General features: G+C 65.5%; 20 protein-coding genes and 8 tRNA genes. 20 read left to right on the top strand and 8 right to left on the bottom strand.

Features of this window, described 5'->3' with window-relative positions; genetic code table 11:
• Positions 1-86: 86 nt before the first annotated feature.
• Entirely contained in the window at positions 87-977 is an 891-nt protein-coding gene (locus NF616_RS20155; RefSeq protein ID WP_252275555.1) for an ATP-binding protein, read from the top strand.
• The gene (locus NF616_RS20150; RefSeq protein WP_252275554.1) at positions 974-1,456 is read left to right on the top strand and encodes a GAF domain-containing protein; all 483 of its coding nucleotides are present in this window, start codon (positions 974-976) and stop codon (positions 1,454-1,456) included. The genes NF616_RS20155 and NF616_RS20150 overlap by 4 nt, the downstream gene beginning before the upstream one ends.
• A 56-nt stretch (positions 1,457-1,512) precedes the next feature.
• On the opposite strand, the gene NF616_RS20145 is transcribed toward NF616_RS20150, so the two are convergent.
• Both NF616_RS20145 and NF616_RS20140 read right to left on the bottom strand, forming a co-directional pair.
• Entirely contained in the window at positions 1,513-2,175 is a 663-nt protein-coding gene (locus tag NF616_RS20145; RefSeq protein ID WP_252275553.1) for a glutathione S-transferase family protein, read from the bottom strand.
• Between the two features lie 20 nt (positions 2,176-2,195).
• Positions 2,196-2,963, bottom strand: a complete 768-nt coding sequence (locus tag NF616_RS20140) for a hypothetical protein (protein WP_252275552.1) — start codon at positions 2,961-2,963, stop codon at positions 2,196-2,198.
• Between the two features lie 221 nt (positions 2,964-3,184).
• Between NF616_RS20140 and NF616_RS20135 the strand changes: the two genes are divergently transcribed.
• From NF616_RS20135 to NF616_RS20100, 8 genes are all read left to right on the top strand, one after another.
• Positions 3,185-3,260, top strand: a tRNA-Glu gene (locus NF616_RS20135).
• Position 3,261: 1 nt separating this feature from the next.
• Positions 3,262-3,337: transfer RNA gene (locus NF616_RS20130), tRNA-Gly, on the top strand.
• Positions 3,338-3,441: 104 nt separating this feature from the next.
• Positions 3,442-3,517 (top strand) — tRNA-Glu (locus tag NF616_RS20125).
• A 1-nt stretch (position 3,518) separates the two neighbouring features.
• Positions 3,519-3,594: transfer RNA gene (locus tag NF616_RS20120), tRNA-Gly, on the top strand.
• Between the two features lie 104 nt (positions 3,595-3,698).
• Positions 3,699-3,774: transfer RNA gene (locus NF616_RS20115), tRNA-Glu, on the top strand.
• 1 nt (position 3,775) lies between these two features.
• Positions 3,776-3,851: transfer RNA gene (locus NF616_RS20110), tRNA-Gly, on the top strand.
• A 104-nt stretch (positions 3,852-3,955) separates the two neighbouring features.
• A tRNA-Glu gene (locus tag NF616_RS20105) sits at positions 3,956-4,031 on the top strand.
• A 1-nt stretch (position 4,032) separates the two neighbouring features.
• A tRNA-Gly gene (locus NF616_RS20100) sits at positions 4,033-4,108 on the top strand.
• Between the two features lie 110 nt (positions 4,109-4,218).
• On the opposite strand, the gene NF616_RS20095 is transcribed toward NF616_RS20100, so the two are convergent.
• Entirely contained in the window at positions 4,219-4,629 is a 411-nt protein-coding gene (locus NF616_RS20095; RefSeq protein ID WP_252275551.1) for a PA2817 family protein, read from the bottom strand.
• Between the two features lie 74 nt (positions 4,630-4,703).
• Positions 4,704-7,148: an acyl-CoA dehydrogenase gene (locus NF616_RS20090; protein ID WP_252275550.1), complete on the bottom strand. Its 2,445-nt coding sequence runs from the start codon at positions 7,146-7,148 to the stop codon at positions 4,704-4,706.
• A 225-nt stretch (positions 7,149-7,373) separates the two neighbouring features.
• On the opposite strand from NF616_RS20090, the gene NF616_RS20085 reads away from it, so the two are divergent.
• From NF616_RS20085 to queF, 7 genes are all read left to right on the top strand, one after another.
• Complete coding sequence (locus NF616_RS20085) at positions 7,374-8,048, top strand: transglutaminase-like domain-containing protein (protein WP_252275549.1); 675 nt, start codon at positions 7,374-7,376, stop codon at positions 8,046-8,048.
• 120 nt (positions 8,049-8,168) lie between these two features.
• A complete protein-coding gene (locus tag NF616_RS20080; RefSeq protein WP_252275548.1) occupies positions 8,169-9,101 on the top strand; it encodes an ABC transporter ATP-binding protein in 933 nt (310 codons plus the stop codon).
• The gene (locus NF616_RS20075; protein ID WP_252275547.1) at positions 9,098-9,877 is read left to right on the top strand and encodes an ABC transporter permease; all 780 of its coding nucleotides are present in this window, start codon (positions 9,098-9,100) and stop codon (positions 9,875-9,877) included. Before NF616_RS20080 ends, NF616_RS20075 begins: the two co-directional genes overlap by 4 nt.
• Before the next feature lie 111 nt (positions 9,878-9,988).
• Positions 9,989-11,011, top strand: coding sequence for an efflux RND transporter periplasmic adaptor subunit (locus tag NF616_RS20070; protein ID WP_252275546.1), 1,023 nt, complete (start codon positions 9,989-9,991; stop codon positions 11,009-11,011).
• A complete protein-coding gene (locus NF616_RS20065) occupies positions 11,008-14,076 on the top strand; it encodes an efflux RND transporter permease subunit (RefSeq protein WP_252275545.1) in 3,069 nt (1,022 codons plus the stop codon). Before NF616_RS20070 ends, NF616_RS20065 begins: the two co-directional genes overlap by 4 nt.
• Positions 14,077-14,144: 68 nt before the next feature.
• Complete coding sequence (locus NF616_RS20060; protein ID WP_252275544.1) at positions 14,145-14,642, top strand: cupredoxin domain-containing protein; 498 nt, start codon at positions 14,145-14,147, stop codon at positions 14,640-14,642.
• 54 nt (positions 14,643-14,696) lie between these two features.
• On the top strand, positions 14,697-15,524 hold the full coding sequence (gene queF, locus NF616_RS20055) for an NADPH-dependent 7-cyano-7-deazaguanine reductase QueF (protein ID WP_252275543.1): 828 nt from the start codon (positions 14,697-14,699) through the stop codon (positions 15,522-15,524).
• Between the two features lie 42 nt (positions 15,525-15,566).
• On the opposite strand, the gene NF616_RS20050 is transcribed toward queF, so the two are convergent.
• From NF616_RS20050 to NF616_RS20040, 3 genes are all read right to left on the bottom strand, one after another.
• The gene (locus NF616_RS20050) at positions 15,567-15,830 is read right to left on the bottom strand and encodes a DUF4404 family protein (RefSeq protein ID WP_252275542.1); all 264 of its coding nucleotides are present in this window, start codon (positions 15,828-15,830) and stop codon (positions 15,567-15,569) included.
• A 119-nt stretch (positions 15,831-15,949) separates the two neighbouring features.
• Entirely contained in the window at positions 15,950-16,600 is a 651-nt protein-coding gene (pcrP, locus tag NF616_RS20045) for an HAD superfamily inactivated hydrolase PcrP (protein ID WP_252275541.1), read from the bottom strand.
• Positions 16,601-16,663: 63 nt separating this feature from the next.
• Complete coding sequence (locus NF616_RS20040; protein WP_252275540.1) at positions 16,664-17,074, bottom strand: acyl-CoA thioesterase; 411 nt, start codon at positions 17,072-17,074, stop codon at positions 16,664-16,666.
• A gap of 110 nt (positions 17,075-17,184) precedes the next feature.
• On the opposite strand from NF616_RS20040, the gene NF616_RS20035 reads away from it, so the two are divergent.
• Positions 17,185-17,883: an MlaA family lipoprotein gene (locus NF616_RS20035; protein WP_252275539.1), complete on the top strand. Its 699-nt coding sequence runs from the start codon at positions 17,185-17,187 to the stop codon at positions 17,881-17,883.
• Positions 17,884-17,933: 50 nt separating this feature from the next.
• On the opposite strand, the gene NF616_RS20030 is transcribed toward NF616_RS20035, so the two are convergent.
• Entirely contained in the window at positions 17,934-18,233 is a 300-nt protein-coding gene (locus NF616_RS20030) for a PilZ domain-containing protein (RefSeq protein ID WP_252275538.1), read from the bottom strand.
• Between the two features lie 215 nt (positions 18,234-18,448).
• On the opposite strand from NF616_RS20030, the gene rssB reads away from it, so the two are divergent.
• Complete coding sequence (rssB, locus tag NF616_RS20025; RefSeq protein WP_252275537.1) at positions 18,449-19,633, top strand: two-component system response regulator RssB; 1,185 nt, start codon at positions 18,449-18,451, stop codon at positions 19,631-19,633.
• A complete protein-coding gene (gene rssC / locus NF616_RS20020) occupies positions 19,630-20,124 on the top strand; it encodes an anti-sigma factor antagonist RssC (RefSeq protein WP_252275536.1) in 495 nt (164 codons plus the stop codon). The genes rssB and rssC overlap by 4 nt, the downstream gene beginning before the upstream one ends.
• Positions 20,125-20,168 lie beyond the last annotated feature (44 nt).

Below are 20,168 nucleotides of genomic sequence, written 5' to 3'. Positions count from 1 at the left end.
CGGGGTAGCTGAGTCCTTGTTTTTGGCCTTGGAAGCATAGCCCATAGCGCCGGAGGATCGGCAGTGGGCGAGATGAGGAGTTGGTCGTGGATGTTCGTCTGAACAGTTTTCTGCAGCGCGCCGAGAGCGTGCTGGAACGCATCGAACCACTGCTGCCCGCGGAGCGGGTGGGGCTGGACTGGAGCGCGGTGATCGCCGCCCGCTGGCAGCGCGAGGGGCGCGCGGGCTATCTGCAGCCGCTGCGGGTGAGCCTGGATCTGGGCCTGTCCGACCTGGTCGGCGTGGATACCCAGCGCGAGCAGCTGGCGCGCAATACCCGCCAGTTCGTCGCGGGCCTGCCGGCCAACCACGCGCTGCTGTGGGGCGCGCGTGGTACCGGCAAGTCGTCGCTGGTGCGCGCGCTGCTGGCCGAGCACGCCGGTGCCGGGCTGCGGCTGATCGAGATCGAGCGCGATCACCTGGCCGACCTGCCGCGGGTGGTGGAAGCGCTGATCGGGCTGCCGCAGCGCTTCGTGCTGTTCTGCGACGACCTGTCGTTCGAGTCGGGCGAGGGCGACTACCGGGTGCTCAAGAGCGTGCTGGACGGCTCGCTGGAGCGCGCGCCGGACAACGTGGTGCTGTACGCCACTTCCAACCGCCGCCACCTGGTGCCGGAGAAGGAGAGCGACAACCTGGACAGCCGCATGGTCGACGGCGAGCTGCATCCGAGCGAGGCGATCGAGGACAAGATCGCCTTGTCCGACCGTTTCGGTCTGTGGATCTCCTTCTATCCCTTCACCCAAGACCATTTCCTCGCCGTGGTGCGGCACTGGGTGACGGTGCTGGCGGCCGACGCCGGGCTGCAGTGGCGTTGGGATCACGACCTGGAAGTGCTGGCCATTCGCTGGGCCCTGGGACGCGGCAATCGCAATGGCCGTTGCGCCTACCAGTTCGCCCGCAGCTGGGTCGGCCAGCGCCTGCTGGAGGTGCGTTCATGATCGATCTGCAACAGGCCGGCCAGGGCCGCGAGGGCTACGAACTGCTGGCCGCACAGCTGAAGGCGCTGCTGACTGACGAGCGCGACTTCGTCGCCAACGCGGCGCAGTTCTCGGCCTTCCTGTTCCACGAGTTGGCCGACCTCAACTGGGCCGGTTTCTACCTCAATAAGGGCGAGCAGCTGGTGTTGGGGCCGTTCCAGGGCAAGGTGGCCTGCGTGCGCATCCCCTTCGGCAGGGGCGTGTGCGGCGCCGCGGCGAGCAGTTTGCAGACCCAGCGGGTCGAGGACGTGCACGCGTTTGCCGGGCACATCGCCTGCGACAGCGCTTCCAACAGCGAGCTGGTGGTGCCGCTGGTCAAGGACGGTCGGCTGGTCGGCGTGTTGGATCTGGACAGCCCCCTCACCGCGCGCTTCTCGGAGGAGGATCAACTGGGCATCGAACGCCTGGCGGCGATCTTCCTGCGCCTCACCGACTGCTGACTCGCTGGCAGTCAAGAAAAAGCCCGGCATTGCCGGGCTTTTTCATCTCGAGACGCTCAAGACTTGCCGCTGATCTTGGCGATGATCTTGCGTTCGCCAGGCAGCAGGCTCTGCACCGAGTCACGTGCCTGGATACGCCGGTAGTGGGCGGCGAGGGCAGGCCAGCGTTGCTCATCCAGAGTTTCGCCGCCGTGCTCCATGTTCTGCAGCTGGCTGTAGATGGCGAGGTCCGCTTGGGTCAGCGTGTCGCCGACGAAGAATTCGGCCTCGCCGAGACTCTGTTCCAGATAGTCGAAGTGGCCCGGCAGCTTGGCTTTCAGGGCCGTCTGCACGGCGTCCTCGTCGCAGGCCTGGCCGAGCATCGGCTTGAGCAGGCGGTTGCGAAACACGGCGAAGGTGCACAGGGTCGCCAGTTCGTAGTCGCCGTACTTTTCCAGCCAGCGTATCCGCGCTTTGTCCACGGCGTTCTCGCCGAACAGGGCGGGGCGTTCGGGGTAGCACTCTTCCAGGTATTGGCAGATCACGCTGGAGTCGGCCAGCGTCACGTCGCCATCACGGAACGCGGGAATGCGCCCCAGGGGATTGAGCTCCCGGTACCACTCGGGTTGATCGAAGGGGGTGACGATTTCCAACTGGTAATCCAGGCCCTTCTCCAGCAGGCACAGGCGCAGTTTGCGGACGAAGGGGGACAGCGGAGCGCCGTAGACGATCAGGCTCATCGGGATTCCTCAGCGGCCGATTAGTCGTAGATGTTCTTCTTCTTCCAGTCGTCTTCGCCGAGCGACTTGATGCCTTCGGCCAGCTCGGTGTGTTCCTCGGGAGCCGGCTTGGTCTTCTCCAGCACCACGGCGTTGGCGCGCGCCAGGAGTTGCTCCAGCTGTTGCAGCTGGGCCTTGTAGCGCGCCGGTTCCGGCTGCTTGCGCAGGTATTGCACGCCGCGCTCGTAGGCCAGGCGGGCCTGGCCGGGCTGGTTCTGCTGCATGGACTGCTGGCCGAGATTGCTGAAGAACTCGAAATGAAGTTGCACCAGCATGTGGCGAATCTCGCCCAGCCAGCGCTTGGCCTCGGCGGCCTGCAACACATGATCCTGGGCGGCGCGGGTGATCTGGCCGTGGAGGTTTTCCAGCAGGAAGCGGATGTCCTTGGCCTTGGCTTCGGTCGCGATCAGCTGCGGCGGATTGCGCACGGGGATGTCGTCGCCCTTGGCGATCATCTCGCGCAGCTCGTCGAGGCGGTTCTTGAGATTGGCGTTCTGCTTGTCCAGCTGCAGCAGGCGTTCGCCGAACTGCAGTTCGAAGCGGCTGAGAAGCACCTTGAGGGCCGGGCTCATGAGCTGGCCGGGCATGCTTTCGGAGACGTCGCGGCTGCGGCGTACGCGGTCGGTGAGGTCGGCCCGCAGGCGGGCCTTCTCGAGCTTGTTGTTCTCCACCATGTGGTTCGCATAACCGATGATGAAGAGCAGGACGATACCGGCGATTATCAGCGCCGTGATGACGATTGGGGACACCTTGAGACCCTCCCGATGCGCATCTTTTGCCCCGAGTGTAGTGCGTTAGCCATCATGCTGATAGCACCTTGTCAATTCTGATGGGAAGTCTTTGATTTGAAAAAAGTTTTGGGGGAGGGTTGACGCTCTCCCAAAGGCTCCATAGAATGCGCGCCACTTTCAGCGAGTTGGTGAAAGCCGATTCGCCGAAAGTTGGGATGCTGTTATAAGCTCCTGGCCACGTCCCCTTCGTCTAGTGGCCTAGGACACCGCCCTTTCACGGCGGTAACAGGGGTTCGAGTCCCCTAGGGGACGCCATGCGGGAATAGCTCAGTTGGTAGAGCACGACCTTGCCAAGGTCGGGGTCGCGAGTTCGAGTCTCGTTTCCCGCTCCAGTTTCACGAAGCGCCGCTCAACGAGCGGCGTTTTGATTAGAGTTACACGGCCGATGGCAACATCGTCCGGAAACACCGGGAAGCTGTTGTAAGCTCCGGGCCACGTCCCCTTCGTCTAGTGGCCTAGGACACCGCCCTTTCACGGCGGTAACAGGGGTTCGAGTCCCCTAGGGGACGCCATGCGGGAATAGCTCAGTTGGTAGAGCACGACCTTGCCAAGGTCGGGGTCGCGAGTTCGAGTCTCGTTTCCCGCTCCAGTTTCACGAAGCGCCGCTCAACGAGCGGCGTTTTGATTAGAGTTACACGGCCGATGGCAACATCGTCCGGAAACACCGGGAAGCTGTTGTAAGCTCCGGGCCACGTCCCCTTCGTCTAGTGGCCTAGGACACCGCCCTTTCACGGCGGTAACAGGGGTTCGAGTCCCCTAGGGGACGCCATGCGGGAATAGCTCAGTTGGTAGAGCACGACCTTGCCAAGGTCGGGGTCGCGAGTTCGAGTCTCGTTTCCCGCTCCAGTTTCACGAAGCGCCGCTCAACGAGCGGCGTTTTGATTAGAGTTACACGGCCGATGGCAACATCGTCCGGAAACACCGGGAAGCTGTTGTAAGCTCCGGGCCACGTCCCCTTCGTCTAGTGGCCTAGGACACCGCCCTTTCACGGCGGTAACAGGGGTTCGAGTCCCCTAGGGGACGCCATGCGGGAATAGCTCAGTTGGTAGAGCACGACCTTGCCAAGGTCGGGGTCGCGAGTTCGAGTCTCGTTTCCCGCTCCAAATTCACGGAACGCCACCCATTGGGTGGCGTTTTCGTTTGCGCAGGTTTTATCCGTTCAATGAAAAGGCCCGCCGGCGATGCCGAGCGGGCCTTTTCGTCTGCGTACGCTTCAGTGCTTGGCGCTGTCGTCCGGCAGGGCCAGCAGCTGCTTCTCGCGATTCCAGTCGAACGGTTCGTCGTTCTCCTCGGCCTCGAAGCGGCGTTCATCCAGGCGTTGATAGAGGCCGATTTCCTCGTCCGGCATGAAGTGCAGGCAGTCGCCGCCGAAGAACCACAGCAGGTCGCGCGGCACCAGATGGGCGATCTGCGGGTAGCGGTGGAACACCTGGCTGATGATGTCCTGGCCCAGGTACAGGCTGCTCTCCGGATCCTCCGGCAACTGCGCCAGCAGCTCGTCGAAGCGCTCGACAAACAGGGCGTGGGTGTCGTCCTCCACCTGTTCGGCCTCGCCCAGGGCGACCAGGATGCCGCGCAGGTGGGCGAGCAGGGCGAGATGGTGGTCGAGGTAGGCGGTGGCCATGGCGAAGTCCTGTAGAACGAAAACGGGCGCGAAGTATAAGACTCCGCGCCCGTGCTGTCCGGCTTGATGAGCGATCAGCGCACGCGGCCGGGGCTCAGCTCGAGTTCCTCCTTGGCGAAGTCGTCGACGTCGATCACCCGTCGCCGCGCGCCTTCGGCCTGGCGCAACTGCTCGGCTTCCTCGGTGCTCAGCAGCTGCTCGCGCAGCGCAGCGTCGATCTCGTGTTCGCCCGGCTGCGTCGCCAGGCCGGCCTTGGCCGCCTTGTGCAGCTTGCGCTGCGCCGGGCTCGCGGCGTCGAGCAGGTCCACCGCCTGCTGCAGGGCGGCGACGGGATCGTCCGCTCCCTGCGGCCGGTAGCAGCCGTCGAGCAGGCTCTCCAGCGCCAGGTCGCCACGGGCGCGACCGAGGATGGCGGCGACTTCCGCATCCAGCTCATCGCTCGGGCCCTTGTGGCGACGGCCCAGCGGGAACACCAGGACACGCAGCAGGCCGCCGAACAGACGATTGGGGAAGTTGCCGAGCAGCTCGTCCAACGCCCGCTCGGCCAGGCCGAGATTTTCTTCCAGCGCCCAGCGCAGCAGCGGCCGCAGTGCCTCGGGGCTGCCGAGGTCGTGATAGCGCTTGAGCGCCGCACTGGCCAGGTAGAGGTGGCTGAGTACGTCACCGAGGCGCGCGGACAGCCGTTCGCGGCGCTTCAGCTCGCCGCCCAGCAGCATCATGCTGCTGTCCGCCAGCAGGGCGAAGGCGGCGGCGAGGCGATTCAGGGCGCGGAAGTACGGACGGCTGAGGTTGTCGCCCGGTACGTTGCCGAAACTGCTGAAGGTCAGGCCGTGGAGCAGGGCGCCGGCGGCGTTGCCGACGGCGAAGCCGACATGGCGCATCAGCAGTCCGTCGAACTCGATCAGCGCCTGCTCGCGGTCTTCACGACCGGCCAGCGCCATCTCATCGAGGACGAAGGGATGGCAGCGAATGGCGCCCTGACCGAAGATCATCAGGTTGCGCGAGAGGATGTTGGCGCCCTCGACCGTGATCGACACCGGCACGCCCTGCCAGGTGCGGGCCAAGTAGTTGTTCGGGCCCATGATGATGGCCTTGCCGCCGTGCACGTCCATGGCATGGCTGATGCACTCGCGGCCGCGTTCGGTCAGGTGGTATTTGAGGATGGCCGAGAGCACCGAAGGCTTCTCGCCCAGGTCCACCGCGCTGGCGGTGAGGGTACGCGCGGCGTCCATCATCCAGGCGTTGCCGCCAATCCGCGCCAGCGCCTCCTGGATGCCCTCGAAGGCGGCCAGCGGCACGCCGAACTGCTCGCGCACGCGGCAGTACTGACCGCTGACCAGGCTGGACATCTTCGCTGCGCCGGTGCCGCCGGCGGGCAGGGAGATGGAGCGGCCCACCGACAGGCAGTTCATCAGCATCATCCAGCCCTTGCCGAGGTACTCCTGGCCACCGATGAGGAAGCTCAGCGGCACGAACACGTCCTTGCCCGAGTTGGGACCGTTCATGAAGGCGGCGCCGCAGGGCAGGTGGCGACGGCCGATTTCCACGCCGGGGGTGTCGGTGGGAATCAGTGCCAGGCTGATGCCGAGTTCTTCCTCATCGCCCAGCAGGTGGTCCGGGTCGTAGGCCTTGAAGGCCAGGCCGAGCAGGGTGGCCACCGGGCCCAGGGTGATGTAGCGCTTCTCCCAGGTCAGGCGCAGGCCGATGACTTCTTCACCCTGCCACTGGCCCTTGCAGATGATGCCGGTGTCCGGCATAGCGCCGGCGTCGGAGCCGGCCAGCGGGCCGGTGAGGGCGAAGCAGGGGATTTCCTCGCCGCGGGCCAGGCGCGGCAGGTAGTGCTGGCGCTGCTCGTCGGTGCCGTAGTGCAGCAGCAGTTCGGCCGGGCCGAGGGAGTTGGGCACCATGACGGTGGAGGCGAGGTCGCCGGAGCGGGTCGCCAGCTTCATCACCACCTGCGAGTGGGCATAGGCAGAGAAGCCCTTGCCGCCGTATTCCTTGGGGATGATCAGGCCGAAGAAGCCGTTGCTCTTGATGTGCTGCCAGGCGTGCTCGGGCAGGTCCATCTGCTGGCCGATCTCCCAGTCGCTGACCATGGCGCACAGCTCCTCGACCGGGCCGTCGATGAAGGCACGCTCCTCGTCGCTGAGCTTGACGGCGGGGTAGTTGAGCAGCACGTCCCAGTCCGGGCGGCCGCTGAACAGCTGGCCGTCCCACCACACGCTGCCGGCCTCGATGGCGTCGCGCTCGGTCTCGGACATCGGCGGCAGCACCTTCTGGAACCAGCCGAACAACGGGCCCGTGATCAGCTTGCGGCGCAGCTCCGGTACGGCGACGGGAATCGCCACGCCGAGCCACAGCAGCCAGAGGACCACCTCGAGCCAGTACGGCGCGTCGCCGAACAGCCCGAGCAGGACCAGGTAGACGGCGACCACGCCCAGCGCGGGCAGAATGGGGAAACGGGCGTAGGCGAGATAGGCGATACCGAACAGCAGAACCAACAACCAGACAGCGAGCATGCGCAATCCTCCATGAGGCCGACCCTGGCGTGAGGGCCGGCGAGCTTGGCCGGATCGTCGTACACCCGGCGCGACAGGTCTGGATAGACTGCCATGGAACCGTCGAGCCGCGCCGTGTTGGCCATGTGCCGGAAGAGGCCGCGCCGCACGCGTTCACCGCGCCGCGCGGACCTTAAGCTCCAGCCCCGCCCGGCCTACCGTATGCGAGATCGTCGTCAGGTTCCTATGCAAGCCAGCCTTCTACCCAGCCGCTTCGTGGATAGTGACCACCCCAGGGTAGTCGAGTTCGCAGAACGTTCGCGCGGTGCCAGCCGCGATCCGCGCGACCAGGCGGTCAGCCTCTATTACGCGGTACGCGACCAGATTCGCTACAACCCCTACGCGTTCAGCGCCGACCCCGAGACGCTCAAGGCCAGTCACGCGTTGGCGGCGGGCGAATGCTACTGCGTGCCTAAGGCGCTGCTACTCGCGGCCTGCGCACGCCACTGCGACATCCCTGCGCGCATCGGCCTGGCCGACGTGCGCAATCACCTGTCGACTCCGCGCCTGCTGGAGCTCCTGCGCAGCGAAGTGTTCGCCATGCACGGCTACACCGAGCTGTTCATCGAGGGTCGCTGGGTCAAGGCCACGCCGGCGTTCAACCAGGCGCTGTGCCAGATGTTTCGCGTGGCGCCGCTGGAGTTCGACGGGCGTGAGGACAGCGTCTTCCATCCCTTCAACGCCGAGGGCGAGCGCTACATGGAGCACCTGGTCGACCACGGTCGTTTCGACGATTTGCCGCTGGAGCTGTTCTTCGCCCATCTGCGCCGCAGCTACCCGCATCTGTTCGAGGAGGGCTCGGCGTTCCTGCGTGGCGACCTCCACGTCGAGGCGCAGGTCATGAAGAAATTCGATAATTAACATCAGCCCGGCGGGGTTTCATCGTGCGCCGCGGCCGGGCAGGCTAGCCTGTAACCGACGGTTGCAATTTCCGATCGCGACCTCATCTAAGCCAATCCCTCGCCGAATAAGCCCATCCTCATGACCCCAGCGCTGTCCATCCGGCAACTGACCAAGACCTACGCCAACGGCTTCCAGGCCCTCAAGGGCATCGACCTCGACGTCGCCGAAGGCGATTTCTTCGCCCTGCTGGGCCCCAATGGCGCCGGCAAGTCCACCACCATCGGCATCCTCTCCACCTTAGTGAACAAGAGCGGCGGCTCGGTCGAAGTGTTCGGCCACGACCTCGACCGCGATCCCTCCGGCCTCAAGCGCTGTCTCGGCGTGGTGCCGCAGGAATTCAACTTCAACCAGTTCGAGAAGTGCTTCGACATCCTCACGACCCAGGCCGGCTACTACGGCATACCGCTCAAGCAGGCCAAGGAGCGCGCCGAGCAGTACCTGACCCAGCTCGGTTTGTGGGACAAGCGCGACAGCGCCTCGCGCGAGCTGTCCGGCGGCATGAAGCGGCGTCTGATGATCGCCCGCGCGCTGATCCACCAGCCGCGCCTGCTGATCCTCGACGAGCCCACCGCCGGCGTGGACATCGAGCTGCGCCGCTCGATGTGGGGCTTCCTCACCGAGCTGAACCAGCAGGGCATCACCATCATCCTCACCACCCATTACCTGGAGGAGGCCGAGCAGCTCTGCCGCCACATCGGCATCATCGACCACGGCCGCATCGTCGAGCGCTCGAGCATGAAGGACCTGCTCAAGACCCTGCACGTGGAGACCTTCCTGCTGGACCTCAAGGAATCGACCCTGGTCATGCCGCAGCTCTCGGGTTACCCGGCGCGCATGGTCGACGACCACACCCTGGAGGTGCAGGTGGAGAAGAGCCAGGGCGTCAACGAGCTGTTCCGCCAGCTGGCGGCGCAGAAGGTCGAGGTGCTGAGCCTGCGCAACAAGAGCAACCGTCTCGAGGAGCTGTTCGTGTCCCTGGTCGAGAAGAACCTGAAGAAGGTGGCGCAATGAGCCCCGAACTCGCCTCCAACTGGGTCGCCCTGCAGACCATCGTGCGCCGCGAAGTGCGGCGCTTCACGCGCATCTGGCCGCAGACCCTGGTGCCGCCGGCCATCACCATGGCCCTGTACTTCGTGATCTTCGGCCGCCTGATCGGCAGCCAGGTCGGCGGTGTCGGCCAGTTCAGCTATATGGAATTCATCGTGCCGGGACTGATCATGATGTCGGTGATCACCAACTCCTACAGCAACGTGGTATCGAGCTTCTTTTCCAGCAAGTTCCAGCGCAATGTCGAGGAGCTGCTGGTGTCGCCGGTATCGCCGCACACCATCCTCATCGGCTACACCATCGGCGGCGCACTGCGCGGTCTGGCGGTGGCCTTCATCGTCACGCTGCTGTCGCTGTTCTTCACCCATCTTCAGGTGCACCACCTGGGCGTGACGGTGCTGGTGATCCTGCTCACCGCCATCACCTTCTCCCTGGGCGGCTTCATCAACGCGGTGTATGCGCGCAACTTCGACGACATCTCCATCGTCCCGACCTTCGTGCTGACGCCGCTGACCTACCTGGGCGGCGTGTTCTACTCGATCAGCCTGTTGCCCGAGTTCTGGCAGCACGTGTCGCTGGTCAACCCCATCCTGCACATGGTCAACGCCTTCCGCTACGGCATCCTCGGCGTATCCGACATCAATATCGGCATCGCCATCGGCATGATGCTGCTGGCCAGCACGGTGCTGTACATCGTCTGCATCCGCCTGCTGAAGAGCGGCCGCGGCATGCGCCAGTAACCGCGGGAAACATGGCGTCACAGGCTGGCGCCATCCTCACCTGTCGCTGACAATCCCACGACGGCAGAATCGCTGGATTCGCCGTTCCCTCCCATTCCAAGAGGCAAGTGGATGATTGTCCGTCGCATGCTGTGGCCGCTGCTGCTCGGCCTGTTGAGCGCCGCTCCGGCCGTGGCCGAGCAGGCGCCGCGGGTGGAAGTCGTCACCCCCGAACGCACCCTGGTGCGTGACGAGCTGATCACCTTCGGCTCGCTGCGCTCGGACGAGTCCACCATGATCCGCCCCGAAGTGGGCGGCCGCATCGCCACCCTGCATTTCCGCGAGGGGCAGGCGGTCGAGGCCGGCGCCCTGCTGGTCGGTCTGGACGATGCCATCGCCCGCGCCGAACTGGCCCAGGCCACGGCCAACCGGGGGCTGGCCGAGAAGAACTACCAGCGCGCGCAGATGCTGTTCAAGCGCGGCGCCAGCAACGCCCAGGCCCTCGACGAGGCCAGCTCCCAGCAGCAGGCTGCCCGCGCCAGCCTGGCCCTGGCCCAGGCGCGTCTGGACAAGACGCAGATCCGCGCACCCTACGACGGCGTGCTCGGCCTGCGCCTGGTCAGCGTCGGCGACTACCTCGGCGCCGGCGACGACATCGTCAATCTTGAGGTGCTCGACCCGCTCAAGGTGGACTTCCGCGTGCCGCAGAAGGCGGTCAGCCAGGTGCGTCTGGACCAGGCCATCGAACTCAGCCTGGACGCCTATCCCGGCGAGCGCTTCCGCGGCCGGATCATGGCGCTCAACCCGCGCCTGGACGAGGTCGGTCGCAGCCAGGCGATCCGCGCCCGGGTGGGCAACGCCGACCACCGGCTCAAGCCCGGCCAGTTCGTTCGGGTCTCGGTGATCCTCGCCGAGCGCCCTCAGGCGCTGGTGATTCCCGAGGAGGCGGTGATGCCCATGGGCCAGCTGCTGTTCGTCAATCTGGTGGTGGACGGCAAGGTCGAGCGTCGGCAGATCCGTATCGGCCAGCGTCTGCGTGGCCGCGCGGAAGTGGTGGAAGGGCTGCAGGGCGACGAGACGGTGATCAGCGCCGGCTGGCAGAAGGTCGGCCCGGGCCGCGAGGTGCGCACCGTCCCGCGCGGTGAAGGCGCATGACCCTGTCGGACATCTGCATCCGCCGGCCGGTGTTCGCCACCGTGCTGTCGCTGATCATCGTGCTGCTCGGGCTGCTGGCCTACCAGCGCCTGGCGGTGCGCGAATACCCGAACATCGACGTGCCCATCGTCACGGTCAACATCACCTATCCCGGCGCCAGCCCGGAGATCATGGAGTCCCAGGTCGCCCAGCCGATCGAGGACGTGCTCTCGGGCATCGAGGGCCTGGACTTCGTCAGCTCCATCAGTCGCTCCGAGAACACCCAGATCACCGCCCAATTCCGCCTCGGCAGCAACTCCGACGAGGCGGCCAACGACGTGCGCGACCGCCTGGGCCGGGTACGCAGCCTGTTGCCGGAAGAAATCGACGAGCCGATGGTGCAGAAGGTCGAGGCCGACGCCCAGCCGGTGGTCTGGCTGGCCTTCTACAGCGAACGCTTCTCCGCCATGGAGATCACCGACGTGATCGAGCGGGTGGTGCAGGACCGCCTGCAGATCATCCCCGGTGTGTCCGAGGTGCAGATCCGCGGTGCGCGCAGCTTCGCCATGCGCATCTGGCTCGACCCGGAGAAGCTCGCCGCCCATGACCTTACCGTGCAGGACGTGGAAGACGCGCTGCGCCGGCAGAACGTGGAGATTCCCGCCGGGCGCATCGAGTCGGTACAGCGCGAGTTTTCCGTGCTGTCGGAGACCGACCTGAAGACCCCGAACCAATTCAACCAGCTGATTCTCGACGACTCGCGCGGCTACCTGCTGCGCCTGTCCGACGTCGGCCATGCCGAGATCGGCGCCGCCGACGAGCGCACCGTGGTGCGTTTCAAGGGGCGCCCGGCGGTGGCGGTGGGCATGGTCAAGCAGGCCACGGCCAATCCGCTGGAAATCTCCGACGGCCTCGAAGCGGCGCTGCCGGAGATTCGCGCGCTGCTGCCCGAAGGCATGGAGATGCAGGTGGCCAACGACAACTCGCTGTTCATCCGCGAGTCGATCAGCAACGTCTACACCACCATCTGGGAGGCCGTGGTGCTGGTGGTGCTGATCATCTTCCTGTTCCTGCGTTCGCTGCGCGCTACGCTGATTCCGCTGGTGACCATCCCGGTGTCGCTGATCGGCGCCTGCGCGCTGATGGCGCTGATGGGTTTCACGGTCAACACCCTGACCCTGCTGGCCATGGTCCTGGCCATCGGCCTGGTGGTGGACGATGCCATCGTCGTGCTGGAGAACATCCACCGGCATATCGAACAGGGCATGAAGCCGCTGCAGGCGGCCTTCGTCGGCAGCCGCGAGATCGCCTTCGCGGTGATCGCCATGACCCTGACCCTGGCCGCCGTGTACGCGCCGATCGGCTTCATGCAGGGCACCTCGGGCAAGCTGTTCACCGAGTTCGCCTGGACCCTGGCCGGCGCGGTGCTGGTGTCCGGCTTCGTCGCCCTGACCCTGTCGCCGATGATGTGCGGTCACCTGCTCAAGGCCCATGTGCCACAGCAGAAGCACAACCGCATCTACAACCTGATCGAAGGCTTCCTAAACGGCCTCACCTACAACTATCGCCATCTGCTGGAACGCACCCTGCGTGCCTGGTGGGCGGTGGTGGCACTGCTGGTGATCATCCTGTTGCTGTGCGCCTGGCTGTTCGCCGGCCTGCGCAGCGAGTTGGCGCCGACCGAGGACACCGGCACCATCGTCGGCTCTATAAGTGGTCCCGACGGCGCCACGGTCGGCTACACCAGCCATTACGCGCGGCAGCTGGAGGCGGCATATGAGTCGGTGCCGGAGACCAACCGCTACATGGTCATCGTCGGCTTTCCCACCGTGGCCCAGGGCCTGTCGTTCATGAAGCTCGAGGACTGGGATAAGCGCGAGCGCAGCCAGTTCGAGATCCGCGACGAGCTGCTGCCCAAGCTGCAGGACATCGCCGGCGTGCGGGCCTTCCCGATCAACCGTCCGCCGCTGGGGCAGAGCGCGCGCAACCAGCCGGTCAACTTCGTCATCCGTTCCTCGCTGGAATACGCCGAGCTGCAGCAGTACGTCGACCAGTTGCTCGACGAGGTGCGCGGCTATCCGGGGCTGGAGAGCCTGGACACCGACCTCAAGCTCAATACACCGCAGCTCAAGGTCACGGTCAATCGCGAACAGGCGGTGGCGGTAGGGACCGACGTGGCTACCATCGGCCGCAGCCTGGAGAGCCTGTTCGGCAGCCGCCAGGTGACGCGCTTCAAACAGAACGGCGAGCAGTACGACGTGCTGGTGCAGCTGCAGGACGTGGACCGCAGCAACCCCGAGGACCTCAACCGGGTCTATGTGCGTGGGCGCGATGACAGCATGGTGCAGCTCTCCAACCTGATCGAGGTACGCGAGACGGTGGCGCCGCGCGAGCTCAACCACTTCAACCAGCTGCGCGCGGTCACGGTCAGCGCCAACGTCGGCTCCGGCTACACCCTGGGCGAGGCGCTGGGTCATCTGGAAGAGCGGGCGCGGGCGATCTTCCCGGCGGATACCCAGTTCGACTACACCGGCACCTCGCGCGACTTCAAGGAATCCAGTGGCGGCGTGGCGCTGATCTTCGTGCTGGCCCTGCTGTTCATCTTCCTGGTGCTGGCGGCGCAGTTCGAGAGCTTCTTCGACCCGCTGATCATCCTGTTCAGCGTGCCGCTGTCGATGGCCGGTGCGCTGCTGGCGCTCAAGCTGTTCGGCGGCACGCTCAACATCTATTCGCAGGTGGGCCTGGTGACGCTGATCGGGCTGATCACCAAGCACGGCATCCTCATTGTCGAGTTCGCCAACCACCTGCTGCGCGAGGGCCGCGAGCTGGGCGAGGCGGTGCTGGAGGCGGCAGTGCAGCGCCTGCGGCCGATCCTGATGACCACCGGCGCCATGGTCCTCGGCTCGCTGCCGCTGGCCATCGCCAGCGGTGCTGGCGCCGAGAGCCGCCAGCAGATCGGCATGGTCATCGTCGGCGGCCTGCTGGTGGGCACCTTCTTTACCCTGTTCGTGGTTCCGACGCTGTATACCCTGCTGCGGCGCTGGCGGCCGATCCATGCGGAGCATCTGGAAGCACGCGCGGCCTGAAACAGCTTGCTTTGCCACGGTGGCAAGGTTTTAGGCTGCGTTTTTTTCACGGATCGGAAGGAATATCCATGCGCGCTCCCATCTCCTGCGCTCTGCTGTGCGTCCTCAGCCTGCCGGCGCTGGCCGCGGGCGATCACGGCGGCCACGGTTCCCACGCTCACGGCGAACAGGCCGCGTCGTCATTCGGCCAACCTGCCGCTGCGGGGCAGGCGACACGCACCGTCGAGGTCGTGCTCGGCGACATGTACTACCGCCCCGATTCCCTCGAGGTGCAGGCCGGCGAGACGGTGCGCTTCGTGCTGAAGAACGAGGGCAAGCTGCCGCACGAGTTCAGCCTGGGCGACGCGGCATCCCACGCCGAGCACCAGCAGCAGATGCTGGCGATGCAGCAGATGGGCCACGGTATGCTGCACGAGGACGCCACCACCGCCTCGGTGGCGCCGGGCGAGCGGGCCGAGCTGACCTGGACCTTCGCCGAGGCCGGCACGCTGCAGTTCGCCTGCAACATCCCCGGCCATTACCAGGCGGGCATGGTCGGCGAGCTGCGGGTGAAACCGAAGTCCTGATCGAACGGGGCGGGCGTATAATGCCCGCCGTTTTTCGCTTTCCAGGCCGCCGTCATGCAACATCCCGCCGAACAATCGCCGCTGGGCAAGTCCAGCGAGTACGTCTCCCAGTACGCCCCCGAACTGCTGTTCCCCATCCCGCGTGCCGCCAAATGGGCCGAACTGGGCCTGCTGGCCGGCCAGTTGCCGTACCAGGGCACTGACTACTGGAACTGCTACGAGCTGTCCTGGCTGACACCGTCCGGCAAGCCGGTGGTGGCGATTGGCGAGTTCGCCATTCCGGCCGATTCGCCGAACATCATCGAGTCCAAGTCGTTCAAGCTCTACCTCAACTCGCTGAACCAGACGCCCTATGCCGACCGCGCCGAGGTCGAGGCGCTGCTGGCGCGCGACTTGTCGGCCTGCGCCGGTGCGCCGGTGGCGGTGCGCGTACGTGGCCTGGACGAAGTGGCCGCCGAGGGCGTGGCCACGCTGCCCGGGCGTTGCATCGACGAACTCGAGATCGAGGTCCGCGACTATGCGCACTCGCGTCCGGAGCTGCTGCGCTGCGCGGACGAGGTCGTCGAGGAAACGCTGTATAGCCATCTGCTCAAATCCAACTGTCCGGTCACCGGCCAGCCGGACTGGGGCACGTTGGTAGTCGAGTACCGCGGCCCGCGCCTGGATGCCGCGAGCCTGCTGGCCTACGTGGTGAGCTTTCGCCAGCACCAGGACTTCCACGAGCAGTGCGTGGAGCGGGTATTCCTCGACTTGCAGCGTCTGCTGCGCCCGCAGAAGCTGATGGTGTATGCGCGCTACGTGCGCCGCGGTGGGCTGGACATCAACCCCTATCGCAGCACCGAGGCCATCGCGCCGGACAATCGCCGGCTGGTGCGCCAGTAACGAAAAAGCCCGCTGACGCGGGCTTTTTTCGAGCGGGCTGGGCTAGATGCCCATGTTGGCCAGGCTCTGCAGAATGTTGCGCAGGGTGCCGGTGAGGGTGGGGTGCTGGCTCTCGAAGCGCTCCACCGCCAGGTTGACGCCGTCCACCAGGCTGGCGTCGGGATCGCTGGCCAGTTCCCGCGCCAGCTTGAGGTCGATTTCCTGCATCAGCTCGAGCAGCGCGGCGCGGTCTTCGGCATCCAGCGGCACGTCGCCGGCGATTTCTTCACGCAGTTGCTGGAGGTGTTGGCTCAGGCGTTCGGACATGGTCTTCTCCTTCTGACTACCCAGAGTGGACCCGGCTCGCTGGCCTGGGTTCGCTGAAGATGTGTCTGAAGGTTAATCCAGGCCGGGCGCGCCTGCCTGATCCACGGCAAGTTTTGCTGTCAGGGTTTTTCACCCTTGCTGCGGCGAACGGCCAGGTCCTCGAGGCAGGCCGGAAGCTCGCCCGGGTGATCGATCACCGAGTGGGCGCCGAGGCGGTACAGCTCCAGCGTGGCCTGCACGCGCAGCTTCTCGCGCTCCGTCGCCGAAAGCGCCTGCCAGTCGCCCAGGGCCAGGCCGCACAACGAGCCGCAGGTAGCCAGCCCGACGCACCAGAGTCCTGCGTTGAGCCCGGCCTGTAGCAGGCGCGGCTCGCTGGCGATCAGCACGCAGCCGTTCAGGCTGCCCACCCCGAGTTCACTGAGCGCCTGCCAGACGGCATCCGGCGCCGGCCAGGGGCGGGCGCCATTGTGTCGGGACGCGGGCAGGCCACGGGGCAGGGCGTCGAGCAGCGGCCGCGTCGCCGCTTCCGGCAACTCGTCGAGCCAGGCATGAGGGACCTGCTGGGCTTGCAAGCGCTGGAGCAGTTCCACCACGCCCGGCAGTGGCTCGGCGCGTTCGGCGGCACTGGCTTTCAGCGCCGGCAGCAGTGCGGGGTCGTCCGGATCGCTCAGTCCGCTGTGTTGCTGCGCCACCGGCAGGGTGCGGGCACCGTGGTCGACCAGGCAGCCGGTGAGGCCGAAGAGCAGGGCGGTGAACTGGGAGGCAGGCATGGCGGCTCGTTTTCCGATGCGTTCGGGGCAGGGTAGCGAGCGCCTGTGACGATCCGGTGACGGTCAGTCGGCACCCATCACCTGGCGAACGTCCGGCGGCACCGGCACGGAGGCGTTGCTGCCGTGGTCGATCCACACCAGCTTGCAATGCCCCTCGCCATAGCAGGCGTGCGGGTCTGCCAGCGTGCTCAGGCGGTGCTCGACCACCAGGCTGCTGCGGCCGACCGCGCTGGCGTAGAGCTCGACCACCACGGTGGCCGGATGCACCACCGGCTTGAGATAGGTGTGCAGCGTCTGCAGCACCACCGGGCCCTGGGGCGCGTGATCGATGTCGATGCCGACGCTGGCGAACCACGCCACCCGGGCTTCCTGCACGTACTCCAGGTAGACCGTGTTGTTGACATGGCCGTAGTTGTCCATGTCGCCCCAGCGAACGGGGATGTGGGCGGTATGGAGAGGGCGTTTATCCGACATGCTGGAGTCCGCTATGCTGCTGCCATGAACGGCGGCGAGGTTTATACTGCGCGGCCTGTCCCAGAGCGGCCGCGGGCCGCCACACTACTGATGCCATGGAGAGACTGCAAATGCGAATGATCGATGCGAGCTGGCTCGATCGTCTGGGCCGCCTGTGTGCCTGCGCCCTGCTGGCCGCGTTGCCGCTGGCGGCGAACGCCGAGGAAGATCCCTGGGAAGGCTTCAACCGCCCGGTCTTCCGCTTCAACGATACCCTCGATACCTATGCGCTGAAGCCCGTGGCCAAGGGCTATCAGGCGGTGACCCCGCAGTTTCTCGAAGACGGCGTGCACAACGTGTTCCGCAACATCGGCGACGTGACCAACCTGGCCAACAACCTGCTGCAGGGCAAGGTCCACGACGCGGGCGTCGATACCGGTCGCCTGATCTTCAACACCACCTTCGGTCTGCTCGGTTTCTTCGACGTGGCCAGCGAGATGGGGCTGCAGCGCAGCGACGAGGACTTCGGCCAGACGCTGGGTGCCTGGGGCGTGGGCAGCGGCCCGTACCTGGTGATCCCGCTGCTCGGCCCGAGCAGCCTGCGCGACGCCCCGGCCAGGGTCCCGGACAGCTTCCTCGGTCCGTACCCGTACATCGACCACGTGCCGACCCGCAACGTCACTCGCGCGGTGAATGTCGTCGACACCCGCGCCAGCCTGCTGTCGGCGGAGAAGATGGTCACCGGCGACAAGTACATCTTCATCCGCAACGCCTATCTGCAGAACCGCGAGTTCCGCGTGCAGGACGGCGAGGTGGTGGACGACTTCTGATTCGTCCAGCCGAAAAAGCAGAAAGGCGGCCTAGGCCGCCTTTCTTCGTTTCAGCTCATCGACAGTATCGCCAGGCCTATGGAGGCGCGGCCATCGTCCAGCGGCGTCACGCGCACCACTTCGGCCTGGGCGTCGAGTCCCTTGAGTTCGCTGTGCTCGGAGGGAATGTGCACCTTGACCCGGTCGCCCACGGCGATCTGGCAGTTGGCTTCAACCTGCATGCCGGTGCTGGACAGGTCCAGGCACTGGGCCTCGATCTCCTGGCCGGCGTGATGAAGAATGACCGGGGCTTCCAGTCGCATGCGGATGAAGTCACGTTTCTCGCTGTAGGCGCGATCGTTCTGGCTCATGGACCCTATCCTCTTGTTTTAAGGGCGCTCCCCCGAGGGGTCTTATAACCCCCGTCGATTTCGGGTGTAAAGGCGCCTGGCGACAATCGGCAGCGGCTTGAATCGCCTGGCGGATGGGAGTACCGTCTGCGCCTTGAATCGTCCGAGCACAGGTGTTTTTCCCCTTTCGGACGGCAACTCAATCCTTTTTCCGGCGTCGTTTGCCTGGATGACCCATGCACAAACCCAGCGCCAAGCTGCTGCTTATCGATGATGACGAGGTAGTGCGAGCGAGCATCGCCGCCTATCTGGACGACAGCGGTTTCCAGGTGTTGCAGGCCGGGAACGGGCTGCAGGGACTGGAAGTATTCGAACGCGAACAGCCCGACGTGATCATCTGCGACCTGCGCATGCCGCAGATCGACGGTCTCGAGCTGATCCGCCGGATCAATGTGATCAACAGCGAAATCCCGGTCATCGTCGTCTCCGGTGCCGGAGTCATGAGCGACGCGGTCGAGGCCCTGCGCCTCGGCGCCGCCGATTACCTGATCAAGCCCCTCGAAGACCTGGCCGTGCTCGAGCACTCGGTGCACCGCGCGCTGGATCGTTCGCACCTGCGCCTGGAGAACCAGCGTTACCGCGAGAAGCTGGAGGCGGCCAACCGCGAGCTGCAGGCGAGCCTGCACCTGCTGCAGGAAGATCAGAACGCCGGCCGCCAGGTGCAGATGAACATGCTGCCCAACACGCCCTGGCAGGTGGACGGGCTGGAGTTCGCCCACCAGATCATTCCTTCGCTGTACCTCTCCGGCGATTTCGTCGACTACTTCCGCGTGGACGAGCGCCGCGTCGCCTTCTACCTGGCCGACGTCTCCGGCCACGGCGCCTCGTCGGCCTTCGTCACCGTGCTGCTCAAGTTCATGACCACGCGCCTGCTGTACGAGTGGAAGCGCAACGGCACGCTGCCCGAATTCAAGCCGTCCGACGTGCTTGGCCACATCAACCGCGGCCTGCTCAACTGCAAGCTCGGCAAGCACGTGACCATGCTCGGCGGAGTGATCGACGAGGAGAGCGGCCAGCTGACCTACAGCATTGGCGGCCATCTGCCGCTCCCGGTGCTGTTCAGCGAGGGCGAGACCCGTTACCTGGAAGGGCGTGGCCTGCCGGTGGGGTTGTTCCAGGAGGCGAGCTACCACGATCAGGTCATGCAGCTGCCGCAGTCCTTCAGCCTGAGTCTGATGTCCGACGGCATTCTGGACCTTTTGCCCGGCGACACGCTCAAAGACAAGGAGGCCGCGCTGCCGAAACTGGTCAGCGAGGCGGGTGGCACCCTAGACGGGTTGCGTCAGGTATTCGGCCTGGCCAATCTGCGGGATATGCCGGATGATATTGCCTTGCTGGTGTTGAGCAGGAACCTTGCATGAATCCTGGGAATAGCCCCGGTAGGATCCAGTTCGCCGAGCAGGACGGAACCTTCGTTCTGAAGTTCGTCGGCGAAGTCCGCCTGACCTTGTGTTCGGCGCTGGATTCAACGATCGAAAAAATCTTCTCGGCGCTGAATTTCTCGGCGATCGTTATCGATCTGACGGAAACCCGTAGCATCGATAGCACCACCCTTGGTCTGCTGGCCAAGCTCTCCATCCTGTCCCGGCAAAAGATCGGCCTGTTGCCCACCGTGGTCACCACCCACGAGGACATCACCCGCCTGCTGCAGTCGATGGGCTTCGATCAGGTGTTCAACATCGTCGACCGCCCCATTCCCTGTCCGGAGTGCCTGAGCGACCTGCCGTCCCAGGATCAGTCGGAAGAGGTGGTCAAGGCCAAGGTGCTCGAGGCGCATCGCATTCTCATGGGACTCAACGAGTCCAACCGCGAAGCCTTCCATGACCTAGTGAGCGCGCTGGAGCGCAGCTGAGCGAACCGAAGGTCATGAAAAAGGGGCGATATCCGCGAGGATAT

The organism is Pseudomonas subflava (assembly GCF_023823685.1).
In the GTDB taxonomy this organism is placed as follows: Bacteria; Pseudomonadota; Gammaproteobacteria; order Pseudomonadales; family Pseudomonadaceae; genus Aquipseudomonas; species Aquipseudomonas subflava.
Note: the sequence above shows the minus strand (reverse complement) of the source record. Positions and strands in the feature narration are given on the sequence as shown.

Coding starts and splice junctions, on each gene's coding strand:
- NF616_RS20150 (WP_252275554.1), top strand. CDS start 974: ATGATCGATCTGCAACAGGCCGGCCAGGGCCGCGAGGGCTACGAACTG.
- NF616_RS20145 (WP_252275553.1), bottom strand. CDS start 2,175: ATGAGCCTGATCGTCTACGGCGCTCCGCTGTCCCCCTTCGTCCGCAAA.
- NF616_RS20095 (WP_252275551.1), bottom strand. CDS start 4,629: ATGGCCACCGCCTACCTCGACCACCATCTCGCCCTGCTCGCCCACCTG.
- NF616_RS20090 (WP_252275550.1), bottom strand. CDS start 7,148: ATGCTCGCTGTCTGGTTGTTGGTTCTGCTGTTCGGTATCGCCTATCTC.
- NF616_RS20085 (WP_252275549.1), top strand. CDS start 7,374: ATGCAAGCCAGCCTTCTACCCAGCCGCTTCGTGGATAGTGACCACCCC.
- NF616_RS20080 (WP_252275548.1), top strand. CDS start 8,169: ATGACCCCAGCGCTGTCCATCCGGCAACTGACCAAGACCTACGCCAAC.
- NF616_RS20075 (WP_252275547.1), top strand. CDS start 9,098: ATGAGCCCCGAACTCGCCTCCAACTGGGTCGCCCTGCAGACCATCGTG.
- NF616_RS20070 (WP_252275546.1), top strand. CDS start 9,989: ATGATTGTCCGTCGCATGCTGTGGCCGCTGCTGCTCGGCCTGTTGAGC.
- NF616_RS20065 (WP_252275545.1), top strand. CDS start 11,008: ATGACCCTGTCGGACATCTGCATCCGCCGGCCGGTGTTCGCCACCGTG.
- NF616_RS20060 (WP_252275544.1), top strand. CDS start 14,145: ATGCGCGCTCCCATCTCCTGCGCTCTGCTGTGCGTCCTCAGCCTGCCG.
- queF (WP_252275543.1), top strand. CDS start 14,697: ATGCAACATCCCGCCGAACAATCGCCGCTGGGCAAGTCCAGCGAGTAC.
- NF616_RS20050 (WP_252275542.1), bottom strand. CDS start 15,830: ATGTCCGAACGCCTGAGCCAACACCTCCAGCAACTGCGTGAAGAAATC.
- pcrP (WP_252275541.1), bottom strand. CDS start 16,600: ATGCCTGCCTCCCAGTTCACCGCCCTGCTCTTCGGCCTCACCGGCTGC.
- NF616_RS20040 (WP_252275540.1), bottom strand. CDS start 17,074: ATGTCGGATAAACGCCCTCTCCATACCGCCCACATCCCCGTTCGCTGG.
- NF616_RS20035 (WP_252275539.1), top strand. CDS start 17,185: ATGCGAATGATCGATGCGAGCTGGCTCGATCGTCTGGGCCGCCTGTGT.
- NF616_RS20030 (WP_252275538.1), bottom strand. CDS start 18,233: ATGAGCCAGAACGATCGCGCCTACAGCGAGAAACGTGACTTCATCCGC.
- rssB (WP_252275537.1), top strand. CDS start 18,449: ATGCACAAACCCAGCGCCAAGCTGCTGCTTATCGATGATGACGAGGTA.
- rssC (WP_252275536.1), top strand. CDS start 19,630: ATGAATCCTGGGAATAGCCCCGGTAGGATCCAGTTCGCCGAGCAGGAC.